The following is a 19,333-nucleotide window of genomic DNA, read 5'->3' on the forward strand; positions in this document are numbered from 1 at the left end:
ATGCCTAGAACGAAACCTCCTTCGGATCGTGTCCTGACCATTCGCTTGCCCAACCAGGAGCTCATGAAGCTGGAGAGTTACTGCGCCGCCAAAGGTCGTACCAAGACCGATGTGCTGCGGGAGCTGATTCGGAAACTGCGGCATACCTAAGGGTGACCCCAGGATATGGCTGTGCATCCCCCTGACTCATGAGGCACTCCTACCTGGCGGCTGCCCTGCAGATGACCAGTGGGCCGGATGTTGAACAGAACCTGAATCAGTTGACCGATTTGGTGGAATTGGCTTGCCGGCGGGGTGCCGTCCTGATTGGCCTGCCGGAGAACTTCGCCTTCATGGGGGACGAGCAGCAAAAAGCCACCCAAGCGTCCCAGATTGCGACGGCGGCGGAACGGTGTCTGCGCACCCTGGCCCAGCGGTTCCAAGTGACGCTACTGGCGGGGGGGATGCCCGTACCGGCAGATAACCACCGGGTGTACAACCGGGCGCTGGTCATAACGCCTGAAGGAGAAATTGCCGTCGCCTATGACAAGGTGCATTTATTTGACGTGAATCTCCCGGACGGCAACACCTACCAGGAGTCCCGCACCGTGGTTGCTGGTGCCCAGCTCCCCCCGGTGTATCACCAGCCCGATTTAGGTGCCATCGGTTTATCCATCTGCTATGACGTGCGTTTCCCCGAACTCTACCGGCATTTGGCGAAGGTGGGGGCAGAAATTTTGTTTATCCCGGCGGCGTTTACAGCCTACACGGGCAAGGACCACTGGCAGGTGCTGCTGCAGGCGCGGGCGATTGAAAACACCTGCTACGTCCTAGCGCCGGCCCAGGTGGGATGGCACTATCCCCGGCGGCAAACCCACGGCCATGCCATGATCGTGGACCCCTGGGGCGTGGTCTTAGCCGATGCGGGCGACCAGCCGGGACTGGCGATGGCGGAAATCAACCCGGAACGTTTAGCTCAGGTGCGGCGGCAGATGCCCAGTCTCCAGCACCGGGTGTTTTAGCAGGCAGGAGCGTTTGGGCAGCACTCACAGCGGCATGCAGGGTTTGGGGGTCGTCCAGGTGGGGTAGGTAGGGTTGTAGCAACTTGCGGGCATAACTCCCGTAGGCGACGCCATGCACCGGCAAACCCAAGCGTTGCACTAGTGGCCACGTCGCCTGATTGGTGCCTCCGGCCAACTGCACAAACCCCGGCGGTCCTTCCTGCAATAGCTTTTGCGCCAGACGAATAGTGGCCCAAGTGGTGCCCGCCCCAATATCGCCGCTCATGGGCCGTCCATCCGCTTGCCAGATCAAGGGACAGGGCAACGGCGTGATGAGGTGGTACAGCCGCCACAGATAGGGAATCACTTGCTCGTGGTCTTGGCAACTGATTGCCAGCACCTGCAAGCGCGATACCCAGGGGCGCAGGACACTCCACAGATGGGCAAAACTTGTTTCGTGCCCCACTTGGGTGTGAATTTCCAGGGCCGCCACCGGTTGGCTCTGCAGGAGAGCCACTACCGCTTCGGGGCGATGCACATAAGTCCGGGCGTGAATCAACCCATAGGGGCAAATGTCTAAACAACGACCACAGCCATAGCACAAGGGAGTTGCCACACCCGCTGGGCTAATCGCTTGTACCGGACATACCCGTTCACAGGGGCGGGGGCAATCCGAAGGACAGAGCGCCGGGTCAAAGTGAGCCTTGCGAAAATGGGGGTCGCTGTCGTCGTTGAGGCTCACCATCAGCCAGGGGGGATGGGGCACATTCGCCCGCTGGATACCTCGATAGGCCGCCTGCACCACCGCTGGGTCCGCCGCCACGTCAATGCAATGGACACCCGCCAGAGCAAACACCCAGCTCAGGGGTTCAATGACCGCCGTGTCTTCAAAACTGGCCCCGCTAATGAACTTGCACCACGACCGTTCCTGCAGCGCCCTCAGATGGCCTGAATCCACGGAATCACCTCGTAATCCGTCCAGATGCCGTTTTGCCAGTAGGGGTCTTGTTCAATCAGCGCCCGCACCTGTTCCGCCGACTCGGCTTCGTAAATCCCGAAAAACCGCCGCAGGTCCTGGGTCGGGCCAATGGTAATTAGCACCCCCTGGGCTTTTTGTCGTGCCAGACCGTCCAAATGGGCTTGCCGGTAAGGTTCCCGCCGCTGTAGCACGTCTTCGCAGTAGTGGCCCATGACCACAAACTTCGCCATTTTCTAACCGTTCCTAAAACCATGGACAATTCTCCACAGGCTGCTGGGCAAACGGTATTCCCAACAACTTCTCCCGCCGCCGACGGGAGCGGAGCGTGCCGGAGTCTCACCGACAAGTCACTGTTGCACGCAAACCGCGCTCTCGGGCGGTAAGGTGGTCGGCTATCTCCAACTGGTGGTGGCTGGAGACAATTCCGACACAGCGACTGCGGTACAACCGCCGCTAGTGCTTGGGTGAAAAGCAGCCACAACATCCACACATGCTTGCCCCGATTCCTCACGGGTAGGGGAAGGTGCCGTGGATATTGTGCCAAGGAGAGCTTGGCAGGCTGGCTTCTCACCTAGGCACGCTATCGTTGTAACCAAAGCCCTTGTTGTTTGTCCAGCCCCTCATGACAGATGTTCATCTCTGGCTACAAAAGTGCATAAAGAGTTCAACAGTTGCTAACCCTTGGACCCCTGCACTTGCCGGTCAAGATTATAGCGTCCTGTCTCGGCATAACTGCGCTGAGGACGGTTCGACAGCCGGTGCAAAATCACCTGGGCCATTTTCATCCCCGGATAAATCCCCAAGCGCCGGAAGCGGGTCGCATTGCGCAGCGCCATCGTCAAGCAGGAGCCATGCCAGCCAGGGTCCAGCCACAGCGCCAGGGACAAATCAAACCCTTCTCGCGCCCGCGATGACTTCAAGCGCACTTCGCCTGCAGTGAACTCGGGAATATGGAACACTTCCAGCGACGCCACCAGCAGCCAGGTTTGGGGTTCCAGGATGTAGGGTTGATGCACGTTGTAAGGACTTAAGTCCAGGGGCATTTGCTCGCCATTGTCCTGCTCCACCAGCGCCGACGTGCCGATGCGAATATCAATGGATGCTGGGTTAATCAAGGTCGGGTCAAAGGGGGTGACCAGCGGCGGTGTGCCTTGACACAGTTGGTTCAATTCCTGGTCGGTGAGCACCATCGTTCTCACGCTCGCAACGTCAACGGCCATTGTTGATCTTCCACCATCGCCCGGTAGCTGTAAAAGCCCCGGAAGTTGCGCGTGAACACCGGCGTATCGCACCCCGGCGCATAGGCATAGCAGGGAATTTTCTGGGGCGTGGTGAGATAGTCGCTCACGGCCATTGCACAGTGCTCAAAGGGTCCCATGTGCCCATCCTGGAGCAATTGGTGGTAGAGCCGGACATCTTCCTGCACGTCCCGCTTGCCGTCGTGGGTGGCATAGGACAGCCGAGCGCACCGGGCCACTGCCACTTGCAACTGCTCCGCCAGCGACAGTCCCGCCGGCATCTGGTCGCCAAAGGGAATATGCCACTCCCCTGGTTGCAGCACCTGCGGTTGCGACGCCTGGATTGCCTGCTGTATCCCGATGGCCCACTCCCGAAACTCTGGGCGACAGGGCTTGTCGGTGCGCAGGTAAAAAAAGTTATCCCACTCGGTGGCGGTGATCAAGATGGGGATGCGCAGAAACGGCTTGAGCAGGTCATTGACATGCTGTTTATGCACCCCCTGGGCCGCCAGTTGCCGCGCCAGGGCAATGTTTTGCTCCATCGCCGCCCGCCACACCCGTTCATTTTCTGCCTGAAACTCTGGGTCATCCACTTCTACGCCCTGCATCCCCTTCTGGTGGCGGCTGAAGCGTGGGATAAAAGGGTCGTCTAGGATGCGCTGGATGACGCGCTCAACGGGAATGGCCCGCGTGGAACCACTGGAACGGCTTGCCCACTCGGTAAAGGGATTCGTGTCGCCCAACACTTCCACCACGCTCCCTTGCCGCAGCAGCCGGTGGGTGGCCAATTCCTGGATCAGGGTGTAGGGAAACCGCGTGAGCAACACCGTGGTGAGCCGGTCGCCCGTGACGGCATTGCGCGAGTCGGCCTTGATCTGAATGTCCCCGGGCTGCAGCATGACCTTAAAATAAGCTGATACCGGCGATTCTAACAAGCAACCGGGGTGAACAAACCAGCGTTTGGGATTTCTTCCAGACCTTGCCTGTTCTTGCCTAAATTGTCACTAAATCCGATAAACTTACTGTAGTATTGTGGGGGAAGGGCGTTGATTGGGCCGTTGTTGACGGTGGGACTGATTGCGGGTTTGGCGGGGGGCATGTTTGGCATTGGCGGGGGCGCGATTATGGTGCCGGCGCTGGTACTAGGACTGGGATTTGACCAGAAGGTGGCAACCGGAACGTCCCTGGCAGCGCAGGTATTGCCAATTGGGTTAGTGGGGGCTTGGGTGTATCACCGCAGCGGCAATTTGGACCTGCGGGCCGCCGTGATTATGGTGGTGGGCTTGCTCCTGGGCAATGGACTGGGAGCAGTGCTGGCCAATCAGCCGTTTATCACCAGCGAGATGATGAAAAAGCTGTACGGGGGATTTTTGCTGCTGGTGGGATTGCGCTATTTGCTGTGGCGATGAGCACGATAATGAAGCTGGTGACCGACGGGGGGAGGCCCAGGATGACGCAAGCCAAACGGGTAACGGTGCGGGTGCGGGTGCCGGCGGGCGGTCAGGATGAACCGGTGTTGTCCCAGTTGATTACCCAGTACGGGGTGACGGTGAACATCCGGGGTGCGTTATTCGACCCGCAAAACCAAGCGGAAGCCTGGCTGGATTTGGAACTCTACGGCGCGGAAACAGCTTTGGAACGCTGCCTGGCGGTGATGCAGGAGCGCCAGTGGGAGTTGATTAACCTTTCCCCCATTGCCGATGCACCAGAAATGACCGTGCCCACCCCCGTCATGCCACCAGCCACCACAGCGGTTCAACGCACCCATATCCACGTGCGGATTCCCAAGGCGGCCTGCGATGTGCCCATCCTATCGGGCCTGGTTTCCGGGTACGGGTTGGTGGTGAACCTGCGGGGGGGATTGCTCAGTCCCAGTCGCGAGGACGATGGTTGGTTTGACCTGGAGGTGCAGGGAACCGCCGAGCAGATTGCCCAGGGGCTGGACTACTTGCGCCAGCGGGGCATCCAAGTCTGGCAAGCCGATAACCAAGTGGATTGGTCGGTGTAGGGAGCGACGGCGATGGGGATTGTCGTGGAGCACGTGTCCAAGCGGTTTGGCAATTTCCTGGCGGTGGATGACGTGAGTCTGACCATTCCCACCGGGTCGCTGGTGGCACTGCTGGGGCCGTCGGGGTCGGGCAAATCTACCCTATTGCGCTTGATTGCCGGGTTGGAAACGCCGGATACGGGCAAAATCTGGCTGACGGGCCAAGACGCCACCCATCGCCAGGTGCAAGAGCGCAACATTGGGTTTGTGTTTCAGCACTACGCCCTGTTTAAGCACATGACGGTGCGGCAAAACATTGCCTTTGGGCTGGAGGTGCGCAAGGTGCCCAAGCAGCGCATCAAACAGCGGGTGGAAACGCTCCTGGAACTGGTGCAATTGCAGGGCCTAGGGGACCGCTACCCCCACCAACTCTCCGGTGGACAGCGGCAACGGGTGGCCTTGGCGCGGGCGCTGGCGGTCGAACCCCAGGTGTTGCTGCTTGATGAACCGTTTGGGGCGTTGGATGCGCGGGTGCGCCAGGAACTGCGGGCATGGCTGCGGCGGTTGCACGACGAAATGCATGTCACCACCGTGTTTGTCACCCACGACCAGGAAGAGGCGATGGAACTGTCGGACCAGATCGTGGTGATTCACAAGGGCCGCGTGGAACAGGTGGGCACGCCCGCCGAAATTTACGACCATCCGGCAACGCCCTTTGTGATGAGCTTTATCGGGCCGGTGAATGTCCTACCAGGAAACGCCGGGCTGCTCCAGCGCCAGGGGCTAGATGTGGGACACGGCCAGGCGTTTTTGCGTCCCCATGACATCATTATTAGTACAAATCCCGAGGAAGCCCATACCCCCGCCCGCATTCAACGGCTGTTGCACCTGGGGCCAGAAGTGCGCCTGGAATTGACCCTGGAAGACGGTCAGACTCTGATGGCCCAGATTGACCGGCAGCGGTTTGCCCAACTCCAGTTGCAACCCCACCAGCAGGTGTACGTGCGGCCCCGCGAGGCGCGGTGTTTTCCCCTGAACTACTCCATTTAGGGGGCCACCAGCGTCCCGCGCTCCAATCGCCACACCTGGTCAGCCATGGCGCTGAGTTCCCGCGTGTCGTGACTCACCACTAGCAACGACCACTGCTGTTTCAACTCCTGAAGCAACTGCAGCACCTGTCGGCGCATGGACCAGTCCAGACCCGCCAGGGGTTCATCCAGGAGTAACAGGTAGGGCTGGCGAATCAATTGCACGGCCAGGGCCAACCGGCGTTGCTGACCCCCGCTGAGCAGATGGGGCGGTTGATGCCAGGGCACATCGGTCAGATGCACCGTTTCCAGCACCTGCTGCACCTGGTCAAACGTGAGTTCCGGGTGACCCAAGCGCAACTCTTCCAGCACCGTCAGCCCGCAAAAATGACGCTCGGGAAACTGAAACACTAGTCCTGCCACCATCTGCAAATCCTGGGGCTTCAGCGCTTGGTCCCGCCAGCGGATATGCCCCTGGGTGGGCGCCGCCAAACCCGCCACCAGTTCCAACAATGTGGTTTTCCCCGCACCGCTGGGACCCACAATCAAAGTCAACGACGGGGCCGGCACTGTCAGGTTGATCTGCTGTAGGATGGGGTGCGGACTGGCCGGCGGGTGATAGGTGACGTTGACCAGCGACAACATGACCTAACCCACCTTGCGGGCCAATACCGCGTAGAACGGGTCGCCTGCACCCAGACCCAGCCACGCCAGGGCCAGGTTGACGGAGACAGGTCGGCGGGCAATCACTTCTATCTCGCCAAAACCGGGCACTGCTTGAAAATAGCGTTTCACCAGTTCAATACGCATCTCGTCGGTGGCATCCCGCCAGGCTTGGATGGCCTTTTGATAAAACATCCGGTTGGAAAAACTGACGATGGCGATGCCGCCGGGCTTCAGCACGCGATGGATTTCGGCAAAGATGGCTTCTGGGTACTGCAAATACTGCACCGAGACTGCGTTCAGCACAGCATCAAAGCTGTGGTCAGCTAGGGGCAATCGCAGGTCCCGGTTTAAATTCTGGACAAAATAGCGAGTCAGGCGGGGGTTGCGGGCCAGTTCTTCGGCGTTCATCCCATGCCCCACCACTTCAGCAAAGTCCATCTCCGGCGGCAAGTGGGACACCCAACTGCTCATCAGGTCGAGAATGCAGCCCCCCGGCGTCAGGCGCTCTCGGTACAGTTGCGTCAATTGCTGGATAAACCCGTCATCAACGTGGGTCACCAACCGGGGCATCTGGTAGAACAGGGCATCGTCGCGCTCATCCAACTTGCGCCGCTGGTCAGGCGTCAGAACGGGGGCTGTCATGACTGTGTACGACCTGTCACATAACTTCACATTTCTCAGTTTAGGCCATCGGCGACGGTGGGGCTGGTGATAATGGGGAGAAAAGGGGGAGCTGTGGCATGATCCGGGCGGTGTTGATGGCGGGCGGGGCTGGGACGCGCTTGCGGCCGTTGACCTGTGATCTCCCCAAGCCCTTGCTGCCGGTATTGAATCGCCCCATTTTGGAGCACACGCTGGCCTGGTTGCGGGGGCACGGTCTAACGGAATGCATCGTCACATTGCACTACTTGCCGGATACGGTGCAGTCCTATTTTCAGGATGGCCGCGACTGGGGCGTGCGCTTGTCCTACGCGGTGGAGGAACTGCGTCCCCTGGGTACGGCGGGGTCAGTGCGCCAGGTTTTGTCTCTGCTGCCGGAAACCTTTGTAGTGGTCAGCGGCGATGTGATTACGGACATCAATTTGCAGGCGGCCATTCATTTTCACCGGCAACGGGGCGCCAAACTCACGGTCATGCTCACCCATGTCCCGGACCCAGCCGAATTTGGGGTGGTGATTACCGACAGCGAGGGGCGGATTGTGCGCTTGCTGGAAAAACCAACGCCGGGGGAAGTCTTTTCCGACACCGTGAACATCGGCGCTTACATTGTGGAACCGGAGGCGCTCACCTACCTGGCCCCTGACCAGCCCGCTGACTTTGCCCAGGACGTGCTGCCCTATTTGCTGGCCCAAGGGGAACCGGTGTACGGGTTTGTGGCCAAAGGGTACTGGTGCGACGTGGGCAATCTGGACCGCTACCGCCAGGTGCAGTGGGATGCGCTCACCGGCAAGGTGCATTTGTCGCCAGCGTACCGGCAAGTGCAAAACGGCTTGTGGCTGGGGGAACAGGTGCGCCTGGACCCGTCGGTGACCTGGGAAGCGCCAGTGCTGATTGGGCACAACTGCCGCCTGGGGCCAGGGGTGCGCTTGGGGCCGGGGACTGTGATTGGCGACAACGTGATTGTCGAAGCCCAGGCGGACTTGAAGCGGGCCATTGTGCTCAACGGCGTGATGGTGGGGGAAGAAAGTCACCTGCGGGCCTGTGTAGTGGGGCGGGGCAGTCGCATCGGGCCGCGCGCGCAGGTACTGGAAGGAGCAGTGCTGGGGCATCTGTGCCAGGTCGGGGAAGAAGCCTTGGTGCAGGAACGCTGCCGGGTTTGGCCGGGCAAGTACATCGAGCCAGGGGCCACCGTCAACACCAATCTCATCTGGGGCACGGGGGCGCGACGGCATCTGTTTGGCGTGCGGGGTGTCTCCGGCCTGGCCAATGTGGACATTACCCCTGAACTGGCGATGCGGTTAGGAGCCGCGTTTGGGTCCTGTTTACCGCCAGGGGCCAACGTCCAGGTCTCCCGCGACCAGCGCAAGGTTTCTCGGATGATTTCCCGCTCGGTGATTGCCGGGTTGATGTCGGTGGGGGTACAGGTGCAAAACCTGGAGGCGACCGCCATCCCCATCAGCCGCCTGGTGGCCCGGACATCCCACGTCGAGGGAGGCATCCACGTGCGGCTGGACCCCGACCACCCTGGTCATGTGTTGATTGAGTTTTTGGATGCCCAGGGGCTGAACATTCCACCGGCGCTGGAGAAAAAAATCGAAGCCACCCTGGTGCGGGAGGAGTTTCGGCGGGCGGCGCTAGCGGATATTGGCGATATGGTGATTCCGGCGCGGGTGGTGGACCTGTACTGCGACGCCTTTGAGGGGCAACTCCAGGTGGAGGCCATCCGGCAATCGCGGGCCAAGGTGGTGGTGGACTACGCGCACGGGGTTTCGGGGGCCATCCTGCCGGAACTGCTGGTGCGGTACGGGTGCGACCCCCTGGTGCTCAACGCCAGTTTGCGACAAACGCCCCTGACCGCCGAGGAACGGGAAGCGTCACTCCAGCAATTGGGGCGCGTGGTGGAAGCGGTGCGGGCGCAGCTGGGGGTGCAGATTTGGGCCAACGGGGAGCGGCTGGTGCTGGTGGATGAAACGGGCCAAGCCATCCAGGGGTCGCGGTTGACGGCAGTGGTGATGGAACTCGTGCTAGCGGGACAACCCCGGGGCATGGTGGCCGTGCCGGTGACCACCAGCAGTCTTGTTGAGCAAATTGCTCGTTACCACGAAGGCCACGTCATTCGCACCAAAGCCAACCCGACGGCCCTGATGCGTACCTGTCAAGAAAAACCGCGCATTTTGTGTGCTGGCAGCGGCGAATTGGGCTTTATCTTTCCGCAATTGCACCCTGGATTTGACGCCATGTTCACCACCGCCAAATTGCTGGAATTGCTCACCGTCCAGGAGCGGTCGCTCGCCCAAATCAACGCCCATTTGCCCCAGGTGTTTTGGAAATCCCAAACCATTCATTGTCCGTGGCGGTTGAAGGGGGCCTGGATGCGTCATCTGGTGGAAACCCACACGCCTGACCTGCTGGATTTAACCGACGGCGTGCGCATTTTTCCCCAGGGTTACGACCCGGATCATTGGGTGTTATTTCTCCCCGACGCCACCGAACCCCAACTGCACTTTGTGGTCAACGGTTTAGAGCGGGAATGGGTGACCCATTGGGGCCAGGAATATCGCCAGCGGTTGCAGCAATTCATGGAACAACACCACGCCTAGTCCCGCGTCGCCTGATAATGAATTCGCCAAGGCGCTCCCCACCGCGACCAGCTTTCTTGGTTAAAGGGGGGCAACCACTGCTGGATCAGGGCTTGTTCCAGTTGCTTGCGGGGGCGGGTTTGCCAGGGCACTTCCCAATAAAAGGTCCAGCAAATTTGGGTGGTCAATCCGTAGCGCCGGTGAGCGTTCAAGTAGTGGCGCAAATACGTCTTGCAATCGTGATGTCCTTGCCAGCGTTGACGACTATTCACCGTCTCGCCGATATACAGAATCAGGGGCGCTGCCCGGTCTAGGACGAAATAAATGCAGGGGTCGCCTTGATGAAAACGGCTGGGGAAACGGAAAAAACGGTCGCTTTCACTACCCAGTGTAAAGGGGTCAATCAAAGGCAAGGTCGCACTCGTGTGCTGCGTCCAGAAATCGCCCTGAATGAAAACAGTTTGGTTCTGTTGATAACGGATAATGGCCTGCTTCCAATCCTGTAATTGTTCCAGCGACCAGTCCAGCGGGGGCAGACCCGTGCGATAAACCCCGGGAGCGCTCATCGCCCGCCATTGCTGTCCATCAAATAGGTTGATTTGCTCAGGTTTGGTCATGGTCATTCCCACCTTGGGCCTTATGGTATAGTAAAGTAAGCTTGGCCAAGTAGCTCGGGGACTGGGGGATGGGGCAATGGCGTTGTTAGTCTTCAACGTTTTTCGCGGGCAATTTATTGACGTTATTGAGTGGCTGGACAAGACTAATACCACCTTGGTCTATCGGTTCGAGCGCTTCAATAACGAAATCAAACAGGGTGCCAAGTTGATAGTCCGGCCTGGCCAGATGGCGGTGTTTGTCAACGAAGGCCAAGTTGCCGATGTATTTTCCGAAGGGACGTATGAGCTTTACACCCGCAATTTGCCTATCTTAAGCACGCTCAAAGCCTGGCCCCACGGATTTAATTCCCCCTTCAAAGCCGAGGTTTATTTCTTTAGCACCCGCAACTTCACGAATTTGAAATGGGGGACGCAAAACCCCATCACGCTGCGGGATGCGGACTTTGGGCCAGTGCGGGTGCGAGCGTTTGGGACCTATGCCATGCGCATTACCGACCCCCGCAAAATGCTGGAGCAATTGGTGAGCACTGATGGTCTGTTCCAGGTGGATGAAATTAGCAATCAAATTCGCAATGAGATTGTTTCCAGCTTTGCGTCGTGGTTGGGGCGTAGTCAGATTCCGGTGCTGGATTTGGCGGCGCAATATCGGGATTTGGGCAATAAAATTCGCGCGGAAATTCAACCAGATTTGGAGCGCTGGGGGATTGAGTTAACCCAGTTGCTAATCGAAAACATTTCCCTGCCGCCGGAAGTGGAAAAGGTGCTGGACAAGCGAGCTTCGATGGGGATTCTGGGGAATATGCAGCAGTACGCCCAGTTCCAGGCGGCCAATGCGATAGAGACCATGGCGCAAAAACCTGGTAGTAGTCACCCAGCCGTGGATTGGGGCATGGGCCTGGCGATGGGACAGCAGATTGCTCAGAATTTACAGCCCCAGAATGTCCCCCAACCGCCGCCCCCACCTACGGTTGCCCAGTGGCATTTGTCCCGCAATGGTCAGACCTTTGGGCCATTTTCCCTAGAGCAGTTGCTGCAACAGGGATTGACACCCGATACCTACGTGTGGAGAGCAGGCATGTCAGGGTGGGTCAAAGCGGCTGAAGTTCCCGAATTGGCCAGTCGTTTCTCCCAGATGCCGCCCCCACCGCCGCCGGCGTGAATGAGCGATGTCATCCACCGCGACACCTGCATCCCTGAGTTGCCCCCAATGTGGCGCGAAGGGGTTGGAGTTCGCACCGGACGCCCAGAAACTCCAATGCACCTATTGCGGCTGGCAAGGGGAAGTGGAAACGGTGCAGGCGGAAATCACCGAGCACGCCTACCGGGAACTCCGCAACTGGTCGGCTCAACCGCAAGTGACGCTCGCAGCCCAGGAAATCCAATGTCCCAGTTGCGGCGCAGTGACGACCTTTGACCCTACTCGGGTAGCAGATCGCTGTGCATTTTGCGGCACCCATTTGAACGTGCAACCCAAGTCGGCCAGTCCGGTGGTCGCGCCCCAGGCGGTGATTCCTTTTGCAGTGGCTCGGCAACCCATGTTTCAACGGCTGTTGCAATGGCTGGGGAAAAACTGGTTTGCACCGAATGACCTGAAAAAACTGGCGGAACCGGAGAGCATCCAGGGGATTTATTTGCCCTTCTGGACGTTTGACAGCCAGACGCGCACGTTTTACAGGGGCGAGCGGGGGGAATACTACTACACCACCGAGCGCTACCAGGACAGCGAAGGCAACTGGCAAACCCGTGAAGTTCGACACACGCGCTGGTACAGAACGAGCGGTTGGGTGGAACGGTTTTTTGATGACGTGCTGGTGGCGGCCACGCAATCCGTACCGGTGCAACGGCTAGAGCGTCTGCTGGAGCTGGGCTATTCTGCCAGTGCCCTGAAACCCTACGACGACCGCTATCTGGCGGGTTATCAGGTCGAGCGCTATCAGGTGACGCCAGTGCAAGCGTGGGAGCGAGCCAAGGAAAAGATGGACCGCGTCATTGAATCCGACATCTGCAGCGATATTGGCAGGGACGAGCAACGCATTCTGGAGAAGCGAACCAGTTACGACGCCATTACCTTCAAGCACATCCTGTTGCCCGTGTGGTTGTTCAGTTACCGCTACCGGGGACGCACGTACCAGGTGATGGGCTGCGGTATCACGGGACGCATCTTTGGCGACCGTCCCATCAGTGTGTGGAAAGTATTGCTGGCGATTCTCGGGGCCTTGCTGGCGTTGGGTATTGGGATATGGGCGGTGCAAATGGCGGAATCGCAAAACCAACCCCCACCGCCGCGCCAAGAACAACCTTCGCCCTACTAGAATTGGGACAAACGCACGATGGGATGAGATGCACAGGTTAGCGGAATGGGGCTTTGGTCCAGACTGGTGGCGCAATCAACGGGGTGAATACTGGGTGATTGGTCAAGCAGTGGTGAGCGTGGGGTTTCTCCTGTTGCCGGTGGGACGCATCGAGCCGTTTCCGCAACCGTTGCGCTGGGGTGGGGCTGCGGTGTTGGGAAGCATCGCCGCCGTCTTGGGGAGCGCTGGCATCTGGCAATTGGGAGAAAATCTGACGCCTTTGCCCCAGCCGAAGGAAGGTGGGCAATTGGTAACGACGGGCGTTTATCGCTGGGTGCGCCATCCCATCTACAGCAGCGTGATTTTCCTGGCGTTGGCCTATGCAGTTTGGCGAGCTAGTTGGACGCACCTGCTGGGCACAGGCGTGTTGTTCCTGTTTTTCGACCGCAAGGCCGCCCAGGAAGAGGCATGGTTGACAGCTAAATTCCCTGAGTACGAGACCTGCCGCCAGCAGGTGAAAAAACTGATTCCTGGTCTCTACTGAAGCGGCGACATCAGTTCAATCGGCAAGCCGTCAGCGTCCTGAATAAAGGCCACGCGATACCGGTGCGAGCCAATTTGCTGCTCCGTCGGGGGTAACAAGATCGCCGGTGCGGTTCCCAATCGCTGCTCTAGTTGCGCCAAACATTGCCCTACATCCGGCACCAGCAATGACAGGTGGTAATAGCCCACGTAATGTTCATCGCCAAAGGCATCAGGCGCAGGTCGGGGAATGGGCACCTGCATTAGTTCCAGACGGGTTCCGAGTCCTTCGAGCCAGCAAGCCAGCGTGATGCCCGCCGTGAAGCGCTCCGTGACCTGAAACCCCAAGGCTTCATAAAACGCAATAGCCCGGTGAATGTCGCCCGTCCGAATCGCTACGTGATGATACTGTCCTGCAATTGCCATTGCGCCGCAGAAGTTATCCATGTACACCAGTTTAGGGGCGCCTGCGCTAGGGTGGAAGGGAATGTGACTCCCCATGACCCATGACGGATACGTTTTTAGCGCGTCACATCGGCCCGACGCCGGACGAGCAAGCAGCTATGTTGCGCTTTTTGGGCTGTCAGAGCCTGGACGAGTTGATAGACCAGGCCATGCCGGCGACCCTGCGCACGACCACGCCATTGCAGATTCCGCCTGCCCAAACGGAGTACGAAGCACTGGCGACCCTGAAACGCATGGCCCAGCGCAACCAGGTGTGGAAGAGTTACCAGGGCATGGGGTACTACGGGTGCATTACGCCGCCGGTTATTCAGCGCAACATCTTGGAAAATCCAGGCTGGTACACGGCTTACACCCCCTACCAAGCGGAGATTGCCCAGGGACGGCTGGAAGCGCTGTTTAATTTCCAGACCTTGATTACGGAACTGACGGGGTTGGAAATTGCCAATGCGTCGTTGCTGGATGAGGCGACGGCGGCGGCGGAAGCCATGTTTTTGTGCTACCAGGCTCACCAGCAACAGCGCCGGACGTTTTGGGTGGATGCTCACTGCTGGCCCCAGACGCTGGCGGTGCTCCAAACCCGCGCCGAAGCTTTAGGCATCAACCTGCGCATCGCTCCCTTAAACCAGTTCGCTTTGGACGACACCACCTGTGGGTGTCTGTGGCAATCGCCCAACTGTTACGGGGCGCTGGTGAACCCAGAAGCAGTGGTTGCCCAAGCCAAGGCGGTGGGAGCGCTCACAGTTATGGCGGCGGATATTCTGAGCTTGGTGTTGCTGAAACCGCCGGGTGCTTGGGGCGTGGACATCGCGATTGGGAGTACGCAACGGTTAGGGGTGCCCTTGGGGTATGGGGGACCGCACGCGGCTTACTTCGCCACGCGGGAGCTGTACAAGCGGCTGGTGCCAGGGCGAATTGTGGGCTTGTCTAAGGACCGGCAAGGACGGCCTGCCTTGCGATTGGCGCTGCAAACGCGAGAGCAACACATCCGGCGAGAACGGGCCACGAGCAATATCTGCACGGCGCAGGTGTTGCTAGCAGTGGTCGCAAGCATGTACGCGGTCTATCACGGGCCGGAGGGACTGAAACGTATTGCTGAAGACATCCATCAGAAGGCACGAGTGCTGGCCATCGGGTGCAAACAATTGGGCTATCGGCTGCGGTCGCCGGTTTTCTTTGACACGGTGTTTCTCGAACTCCACCCTGAACAGCGGGATGCCCTGCAACGGCGTTTTGCGGAGGCCCAGATCAATCTGAATTGGTTTTATCCGGAGGGCGTGGGCATCAGCCTGGACGAAACCACCACCTGGGCCGATGTGCAGCAATTGCTGAGGCTGTTGAGCAGTCAACCAGCGTCGCCCTTGCAGTTAGAGATGCTGAAGGCGCAAACGACCACTGATGACTTGGCTGGTTGGAGACGCACTGATGCATTTCTGCGGCAACCCGTCTTTCATCAATACCACTCGGAAACGGAATTTTTACGGTACGTGTGCCGGCTGGAGCGGCGGGATTTGTCCTTGACTACAGCGATGATGCCCCTGGGGTCCTGCACGATGAAGCTGAATGCCACCAGTGAAATGCTGCCCATTTCCTGGCCGGAATGGAATCAAATTCATCCGTTTGCGCCCTTGGAACAAACGCAGGGATACCAGCAGTTGTTTCAGGAGCTGGCGGCCTGGCTGGCGGACATCACGGGGTTGCCGGGGGTGTCGTTTCAACCCAACGCCGGCTCGCAGGGGGAACTGACGGGGTTGCTGGTCATTCGCAAGTACCACCAGCAGCGCGGTGAAGCCCAACGGCGGGTGTGTTTGATTCCCCAGTCAGCTCATGGGACGAATCCGGCCAGCGCGGTGATGGCGGGTTTGCAGGTGGTGCCGGTAGCCTGTGACCAGCAGGGAAATGTGGATATTGATGATTTGCGCCGCAAAGCCGAACAGTATGCCGACCAACTGGCGGCCCTGATGCTGACCTACCCATCCACCCATGGGGTGTTTGAAACCGGCGTGCAGGAGTTATGCGAGATCGTCCATCACTACGGCGGGCAAGTGTACTTAGACGGGGCGAATTTGAACGCGCTGGTAGGCTTGTGTCGTCCGGGCGAGCTGGGCTTCGATGTGTGTCATGTGAATTTGCACAAGACGTTTTGCATTCCCCACGGAGGCGGTGGACCAGGGATGGGCCCGATTGCGGTGGCAGCGCACCTGCGGGATTTCTTGCCGACGCATCCGGTGATTCCCACCGGTGGTTCCCAGAGCATTGGGACGGTGGCGGCGGCCCCCTGGAGTAGCGCCAGTATCTTGCCCATTTCCTGGATGTATATCGCCATGATGGGGGCGGACGGATTGACCCAGGCGACGCGGGTGGCGATTCTCAACGCCAATTACATTGCCCAGCGACTCGACCCCTATTTCCCCGTGCTCTATCGCGGTAAAAACGGCTGGGTAGCCCACGAGTGCATCCTGGACCTGCGCCCCTTGAAGGCCCAAACCGGCGTGGACGTTGAAGATGTGGCCAAGCGCTTGATGGACTATGGGTTCCATGCACCGACGGTGTCCTGGCCGGTGGCAGGGACGATGATGGTGGAACCTACCGAAAGCGAATCCTTAGCGGAACTGGACCGGTTTTGCGAGGCCATGATTGGCATCTATCACGAGGCGATGGCGATTGCCCGGGGGGAAGCAGACCCCAAGGACAACCTGCTCAAGAATGCGCCGCACCCGGCCGAAGTCTTGATCACCGACCACTGGACGCATCCCTACAGCCGGGAACAGGCGGCGTATCCGGTGCCGAGATTACGCACGTCCAAGTTCTGGCCGCCGGTGGCCCGCATTGACAACGCCTACGGAGACCGCCATCTGGTCTGTAGTTGCCCATCAGTGGATGAGTTCTCCCTGGGTTGAAGTCCTGGTGGACGTTCCGGGCACAGCGGAGGTGCTTACTTACGCAGCCGCAGACGCCCTGCCGGGAGACGTGGTGCAAGTCCCGGTGGGGGCCCGGACAGTTTTGGGGCTGGTGCTGGGTTGGCTAAACGAATTGCCGCCGGCATTGCCGCCCGCCCAAGTGAAACCGGTTACAGCCGTCGTACATCGCCAGTTGTTTCCGCCGGATTACGCGCCTTTGTTGCAAAAAGTTGCCGATTACTACCAGGTGTCCCTGGCATCGGTCTGGCGCTTGGCTTTGCCCCCTGGGGTGTTCCGGCGCAGTCAAACCCGTATCCGGCTAGCGACTACCGAGATACCGGCCCATCTATCTAAAAGGGCGCACCAAGTGTGGGAACTCCTGCGCCAGGGGAGCGGGGATTACAGCCGCCGGTACATAGAGCAACAGGCGCCCGGTTGCCAGAGCGCTCTGCGGGAGTTGACCAAAAAGGGTGTGATTACGTCCTACTGCACCTTTCCACCGTCGCCCCAGACCCAGTACCGCACCTGCGTGACGTTGATAGGCGAAAGCTCAACCCCCTTGACCCCGGCGCAAAAACGGGTGGTGGCTTGGCTGCGGCACCAGGGGGGTGAAGCGTGGCTGACAGACGTCCAGCAGCAGGCAAAAACCAGCACGACCACGCTGCGGAAACTGGCGGAATTGGGTGTGATTGCCCTGGATAAACGGCCCTGGTTACGGCGGGAAATGCAAGTAGTGGCTCCTGACCAACCCCGTCACCTGACACTGGCACAACGAAAGGCCGTTGACCACATCCTACGAGCGATTGACGCCGGTGCCTACACCGAAATCCTGCTGCACGGGGTCACGGGTTCCGGCAAGACGGAGGTGTATTTGCAGGCGATTACTGAAGTGATTCGCCGGGGCCGGCAAGCGCTGGTGTTGTTGCCAGAAATTGGTCTAACGCCCCAGGTAACCGACCGGTTCCGGGCGCGGTTGGGAGCGCAGGTGTGGGTCTATCACAGCGGGCTATCGGCGGGGGAGCGCTACGACACGTGGCGGGCCATCTGGCAAGGAGAAGCCACCGTCGTGATTGGCACGCGCTCAGCCGTGTTTGCCCCCTTGCCCCAGTTGGGCCTGGTGGTGTTGGACGAAGAGCACGATGCCAGTTTCAAGCAAAGCCAAATGGCGCCCTGTTATCACGCCCAGACAGTGGCGCGGTGGCGAGCGCAAATGGCCCACTGTCCGATAGTGCTAGGTTCGGCCACCCCTAGCGCTGAGACGTGGCATCGCTTGGGGGGAAGTGCGAATTACCTGGTTCTGCCGGAGCGGATTCCCCCCCGTCCCTTGCCGCCGATTCACCTGGTGGATATGCGCACGGAGTTGGCCCAGCACAATTTTTCGCTCTTTAGCCGGCTGGTGCAGCAGAAGCTGGTCGAGCGGGTGTCACGGGGCGAACAGGTGATGATATTCGTTCCACGCCGGGGTCATAGCACCTTTGTGTCCTGTCGCGCCTGCGGTTACGTCCTGGAATGTCCCCGCTGTGACGTGTCCATGACCTATCACCAGGAGCATCCCGAACAAATCCCCCTGCTGTATTGCCACTACTGCAACTGGCGCCAGGGATTGCCCCAGCGCTGTCCAGCCTGCGGGTCACCCTATTTCAAACACTTTGGCTGTGGGACGCAGCGGGTGGTGCAGGAACTCCAGCGGCTCTGGCCCCGATGGCGGGTGTTGCGTTACGACCGGGACAGCACCAGTACCAAGGGCGCGCACCGGGACATTCTGACGCAATTTCAAGCAGGGGATGCCGACGTGCTGGTGGGAACGCAGATGTTGACCAAGGGCCTAGATTTGCCGCAGGTGACGCTGGTGGTGGTGTTAGCTGCCGATGGACTGTTACACCTGGCGGACTTTCGAGCGCAAGAACGGGCAGCCCAAACGTTTTTGCAAGTGGCGGGACGTGCAGGCCGGGGTGACCAACCAGGCGAAGTCATTATCCAGACCTACAACCCTGACCATCCCGTGCTGCAAGCGGTGCGAGCGTATGACTATGCAGGGCTGATGCGCCGGGAATTGCAGCAGCGCCAGGAGTTGGGCTATCCCCCTTGGGGCCGCTTGGTGCTGTTGCGCTTTAGTGGGCTGGACGCGCATCGCGTGCAACACACAGCCGAACGGTTGGCCGTCCAGTTGCAAGCAGGTCCCTGGGAGTGTATCGGCCCTGCGCCGGCGTTTATCCCCCGTGTGGCCAATCGCTATCGCTGGCAGTTGCTGTTGAAACAAACGGCAGAAGAAACTCCCTGGCCTGATTTGCGCCCCTTGCACCGCCTATGCCCCCAAGATGTGCAGTTACTGATAGACGTGGACCCTTGGGAATTGCTGTAGCTGGAAGCTTGGGGTACAGGGTAGGCAACTGTTGAACGCTTTATACACTCTCATAGCCAGAA

The 19,333-nt window shown here is 59.5% G+C and carries 18 protein-coding genes; 10 read left to right on the forward strand and 8 right to left on the reverse strand.

Translation table 11 applies throughout. From position 1 onward, the window contains the following. The first annotated feature begins 188 nt into the window (after nucleotides 1–188). On the forward strand, nucleotides 189–1,001 hold the full coding sequence (locus NZ705_01205) for a carbon-nitrogen hydrolase family protein (GenBank protein MCS7291579.1): 813 nt from the start codon (nucleotides 189–191) through the stop codon (nucleotides 999–1,001). On the opposite strand, the gene NZ705_01210 is transcribed toward NZ705_01205, so the two are convergent. From NZ705_01210 to NZ705_01225, 4 genes are all read right to left on the reverse strand, one after another. Next, a complete protein-coding gene (locus tag NZ705_01210) occupies nucleotides 937–1,938 on the reverse strand; it encodes a hypothetical protein (GenBank protein MCS7291580.1) in 1,002 nt (333 codons plus the stop codon). The two genes, NZ705_01205 and NZ705_01210, sit on opposite strands and share 65 nt — an antisense overlap. Then, on the reverse strand, nucleotides 1,920–2,189 hold the full coding sequence (locus NZ705_01215) for a YciI family protein (GenBank protein ID MCS7291581.1): 270 nt from the start codon (nucleotides 2,187–2,189) through the stop codon (nucleotides 1,920–1,922). The genes NZ705_01210 and NZ705_01215 overlap by 19 nt, the downstream gene beginning before the upstream one ends. Nucleotides 2,190–2,633: 444 nt before the next feature. Further along, nucleotides 2,634–3,179, reverse strand: coding sequence for a hypothetical protein (locus NZ705_01220; GenBank protein ID MCS7291582.1), 546 nt, complete (start codon nucleotides 3,177–3,179; stop codon nucleotides 2,634–2,636). Further along, entirely contained in the window at nucleotides 3,155–4,096 is a 942-nt protein-coding gene (locus tag NZ705_01225) for a hypothetical protein (protein MCS7291583.1), read from the reverse strand. Before NZ705_01225 ends, NZ705_01220 begins: the two co-directional genes overlap by 25 nt. A 147-nt stretch (nucleotides 4,097–4,243) precedes the next feature. Between NZ705_01225 and NZ705_01230 the strand changes: the two genes are divergently transcribed. The 3 genes from NZ705_01230 to NZ705_01240 are packed head-to-tail and all read left to right on the forward strand — an operon-like array spanning nucleotide 4,244 to nucleotide 6,234. After that, nucleotides 4,244–4,606, forward strand: coding sequence for a TSUP family transporter (locus NZ705_01230; GenBank protein ID MCS7291584.1), 363 nt, complete (start codon nucleotides 4,244–4,246; stop codon nucleotides 4,604–4,606). Nucleotides 4,607–4,647: 41 nt separating this feature from the next. Then, nucleotides 4,648–5,205 (forward strand): NIL domain-containing protein, encoded by a 558-nt coding sequence (locus NZ705_01235; protein MCS7291585.1) that lies wholly within the window; start codon nucleotides 4,648–4,650, stop codon nucleotides 5,203–5,205. A gap of 12 nt (nucleotides 5,206–5,217) precedes the next feature. After that, entirely contained in the window at nucleotides 5,218–6,234 is a 1,017-nt protein-coding gene (locus NZ705_01240) for a sulfate ABC transporter ATP-binding protein (GenBank protein MCS7291586.1), read from the forward strand. Here NZ705_01240 and NZ705_01245 read toward each other — a convergent pair. After that, nucleotides 6,231–6,857 carry an energy-coupling factor ABC transporter ATP-binding protein gene (locus NZ705_01245; GenBank protein ID MCS7291587.1) on the reverse strand — a complete coding sequence of 209 codons (627 nt, stop codon included), beginning with the start codon at nucleotides 6,855–6,857 and terminating at the stop codon, nucleotides 6,231–6,233. The two genes, NZ705_01240 and NZ705_01245, sit on opposite strands and share 4 nt — an antisense overlap. Before the next feature lie 3 nt (nucleotides 6,858–6,860). Continuing rightward, nucleotides 6,861–7,520, reverse strand: a complete 660-nt coding sequence (locus tag NZ705_01250) for a class I SAM-dependent methyltransferase (GenBank protein MCS7291588.1) — start codon at nucleotides 7,518–7,520, stop codon at nucleotides 6,861–6,863. A gap of 98 nt (nucleotides 7,521–7,618) precedes the next feature. Between NZ705_01250 and NZ705_01255 the strand changes: the two genes are divergently transcribed. Next, complete coding sequence (locus tag NZ705_01255) at nucleotides 7,619–10,138, forward strand: mannose-1-phosphate guanyltransferase (GenBank protein MCS7291589.1); 2,520 nt, start codon at nucleotides 7,619–7,621, stop codon at nucleotides 10,136–10,138. Here the strand turns inward: NZ705_01255 and NZ705_01260 are convergent. Further along, a complete protein-coding gene (locus tag NZ705_01260) occupies nucleotides 10,135–10,734 on the reverse strand; it encodes a GIY-YIG nuclease family protein (protein MCS7291590.1) in 600 nt (199 codons plus the stop codon). The two genes, NZ705_01255 and NZ705_01260, sit on opposite strands and share 4 nt — an antisense overlap. 76 nt (nucleotides 10,735–10,810) lie before the next feature. Here NZ705_01260 and NZ705_01265 point away from each other — a divergent pair, with 76 nt between their 5' ends. Genes NZ705_01265 through NZ705_01275 form a run of 3 tightly spaced genes read left to right on the forward strand, consistent with a single transcriptional unit; the run spans nucleotide 10,811 to nucleotide 13,569 of the window. Beyond that, nucleotides 10,811–11,893 (forward strand): SPFH domain-containing protein, encoded by a 1,083-nt coding sequence (locus NZ705_01265; GenBank protein ID MCS7291591.1) that lies wholly within the window; start codon nucleotides 10,811–10,813, stop codon nucleotides 11,891–11,893. Between the two features lie 7 nt (nucleotides 11,894–11,900). Further along, complete coding sequence (locus NZ705_01270; GenBank protein MCS7291592.1) at nucleotides 11,901–13,046, forward strand: hypothetical protein; 1,146 nt, start codon at nucleotides 11,901–11,903, stop codon at nucleotides 13,044–13,046. Nucleotides 13,047–13,074: 28 nt separating this feature from the next. Continuing rightward, nucleotides 13,075–13,569 carry an isoprenylcysteine carboxylmethyltransferase family protein gene (locus tag NZ705_01275; protein ID MCS7291593.1) on the forward strand — a complete coding sequence of 165 codons (495 nt, stop codon included), beginning with the start codon at nucleotides 13,075–13,077 and terminating at the stop codon, nucleotides 13,567–13,569. Here NZ705_01275 and NZ705_01280 read toward each other — a convergent pair. After that, complete coding sequence (locus NZ705_01280) at nucleotides 13,563–13,973, reverse strand: VOC family protein (GenBank protein MCS7291594.1); 411 nt, start codon at nucleotides 13,971–13,973, stop codon at nucleotides 13,563–13,565. The genes NZ705_01275 and NZ705_01280 overlap by 7 nt on opposite strands. 80 nt (nucleotides 13,974–14,053) lie before the next feature. On the opposite strand from NZ705_01280, the gene gcvP reads away from it, so the two are divergent. Together gcvP and priA are read left to right on the forward strand one after the other, a co-directional pair. After that, nucleotides 14,054–16,909: an aminomethyl-transferring glycine dehydrogenase gene (gene gcvP, locus NZ705_01285; GenBank protein ID MCS7291595.1), complete on the forward strand. Its 2,856-nt coding sequence runs from the start codon at nucleotides 14,054–14,056 to the stop codon at nucleotides 16,907–16,909. Continuing rightward, nucleotides 16,890–19,271 carry a primosomal protein N' gene (gene priA, locus NZ705_01290; protein MCS7291596.1) on the forward strand — a complete coding sequence of 794 codons (2,382 nt, stop codon included), beginning with the start codon at nucleotides 16,890–16,892 and terminating at the stop codon, nucleotides 19,269–19,271. The genes gcvP and priA overlap by 20 nt, the downstream gene beginning before the upstream one ends. Nucleotides 19,272–19,333 lie beyond the last annotated feature (62 nt).

Source organism: Gloeomargarita sp. SKYB120, from assembly GCA_025062155.1.
In the GTDB taxonomy this organism is placed as follows: Bacteria; Cyanobacteriota; Cyanobacteriia; order Gloeomargaritales; family Gloeomargaritaceae; genus Gloeomargarita.

Excerpts from the sequence above, each read along its gene's own strand:
- NZ705_01265 (MCS7291591.1), top strand. The coding sequence starts at position 10,811 with ATGGCGTTGTTAGTCTTCAACGTTTTTCGCGGGCAATTTATTGACGTT.
- NZ705_01255 (MCS7291589.1), top strand. The coding sequence starts at position 7,619 with ATGATCCGGGCGGTGTTGATGGCGGGCGGGGCTGGGACGCGCTTGCGG.
- NZ705_01260 (MCS7291590.1), bottom strand. The coding sequence starts at position 10,734 with ATGACCAAACCTGAGCAAATCAACCTATTTGATGGACAGCAATGGCGG.
- gcvP (MCS7291595.1), top strand. The coding sequence starts at position 14,054 with ATGACGGATACGTTTTTAGCGCGTCACATCGGCCCGACGCCGGACGAG.
- NZ705_01245 (MCS7291587.1), bottom strand. The coding sequence starts at position 6,857 with ATGTTGTCGCTGGTCAACGTCACCTATCACCCGCCGGCCAGTCCGCAC.
- NZ705_01270 (MCS7291592.1), top strand. The coding sequence starts at position 11,901 with ATGTCATCCACCGCGACACCTGCATCCCTGAGTTGCCCCCAATGTGGC.
- NZ705_01215 (MCS7291581.1), bottom strand. The coding sequence starts at position 2,189 with ATGGCGAAGTTTGTGGTCATGGGCCACTACTGCGAAGACGTGCTACAG.
- NZ705_01240 (MCS7291586.1), top strand. The coding sequence starts at position 5,218 with ATGGGGATTGTCGTGGAGCACGTGTCCAAGCGGTTTGGCAATTTCCTG.
- NZ705_01225 (MCS7291583.1), bottom strand. The coding sequence starts at position 4,096 with ATGCTGCAGCCCGGGGACATTCAGATCAAGGCCGACTCGCGCAATGCC.
- priA (MCS7291596.1), top strand. The coding sequence starts at position 16,890 with ATGAGTTCTCCCTGGGTTGAAGTCCTGGTGGACGTTCCGGGCACAGCG.
- NZ705_01220 (MCS7291582.1), bottom strand. The coding sequence starts at position 3,179 with ATGGCCGTTGACGTTGCGAGCGTGAGAACGATGGTGCTCACCGACCAG.
- NZ705_01280 (MCS7291594.1), bottom strand. The coding sequence starts at position 13,973 with ATGGCAATTGCAGGACAGTATCATCACGTAGCGATTCGGACGGGCGAC.
- NZ705_01235 (MCS7291585.1), top strand. The coding sequence starts at position 4,648 with ATGACGCAAGCCAAACGGGTAACGGTGCGGGTGCGGGTGCCGGCGGGC.
- NZ705_01250 (MCS7291588.1), bottom strand. The coding sequence starts at position 7,520 with ATGACAGCCCCCGTTCTGACGCCTGACCAGCGGCGCAAGTTGGATGAG.
- NZ705_01275 (MCS7291593.1), top strand. The coding sequence starts at position 13,075 with ATGCACAGGTTAGCGGAATGGGGCTTTGGTCCAGACTGGTGGCGCAAT.
- NZ705_01205 (MCS7291579.1), top strand. The coding sequence starts at position 189 with ATGAGGCACTCCTACCTGGCGGCTGCCCTGCAGATGACCAGTGGGCCG.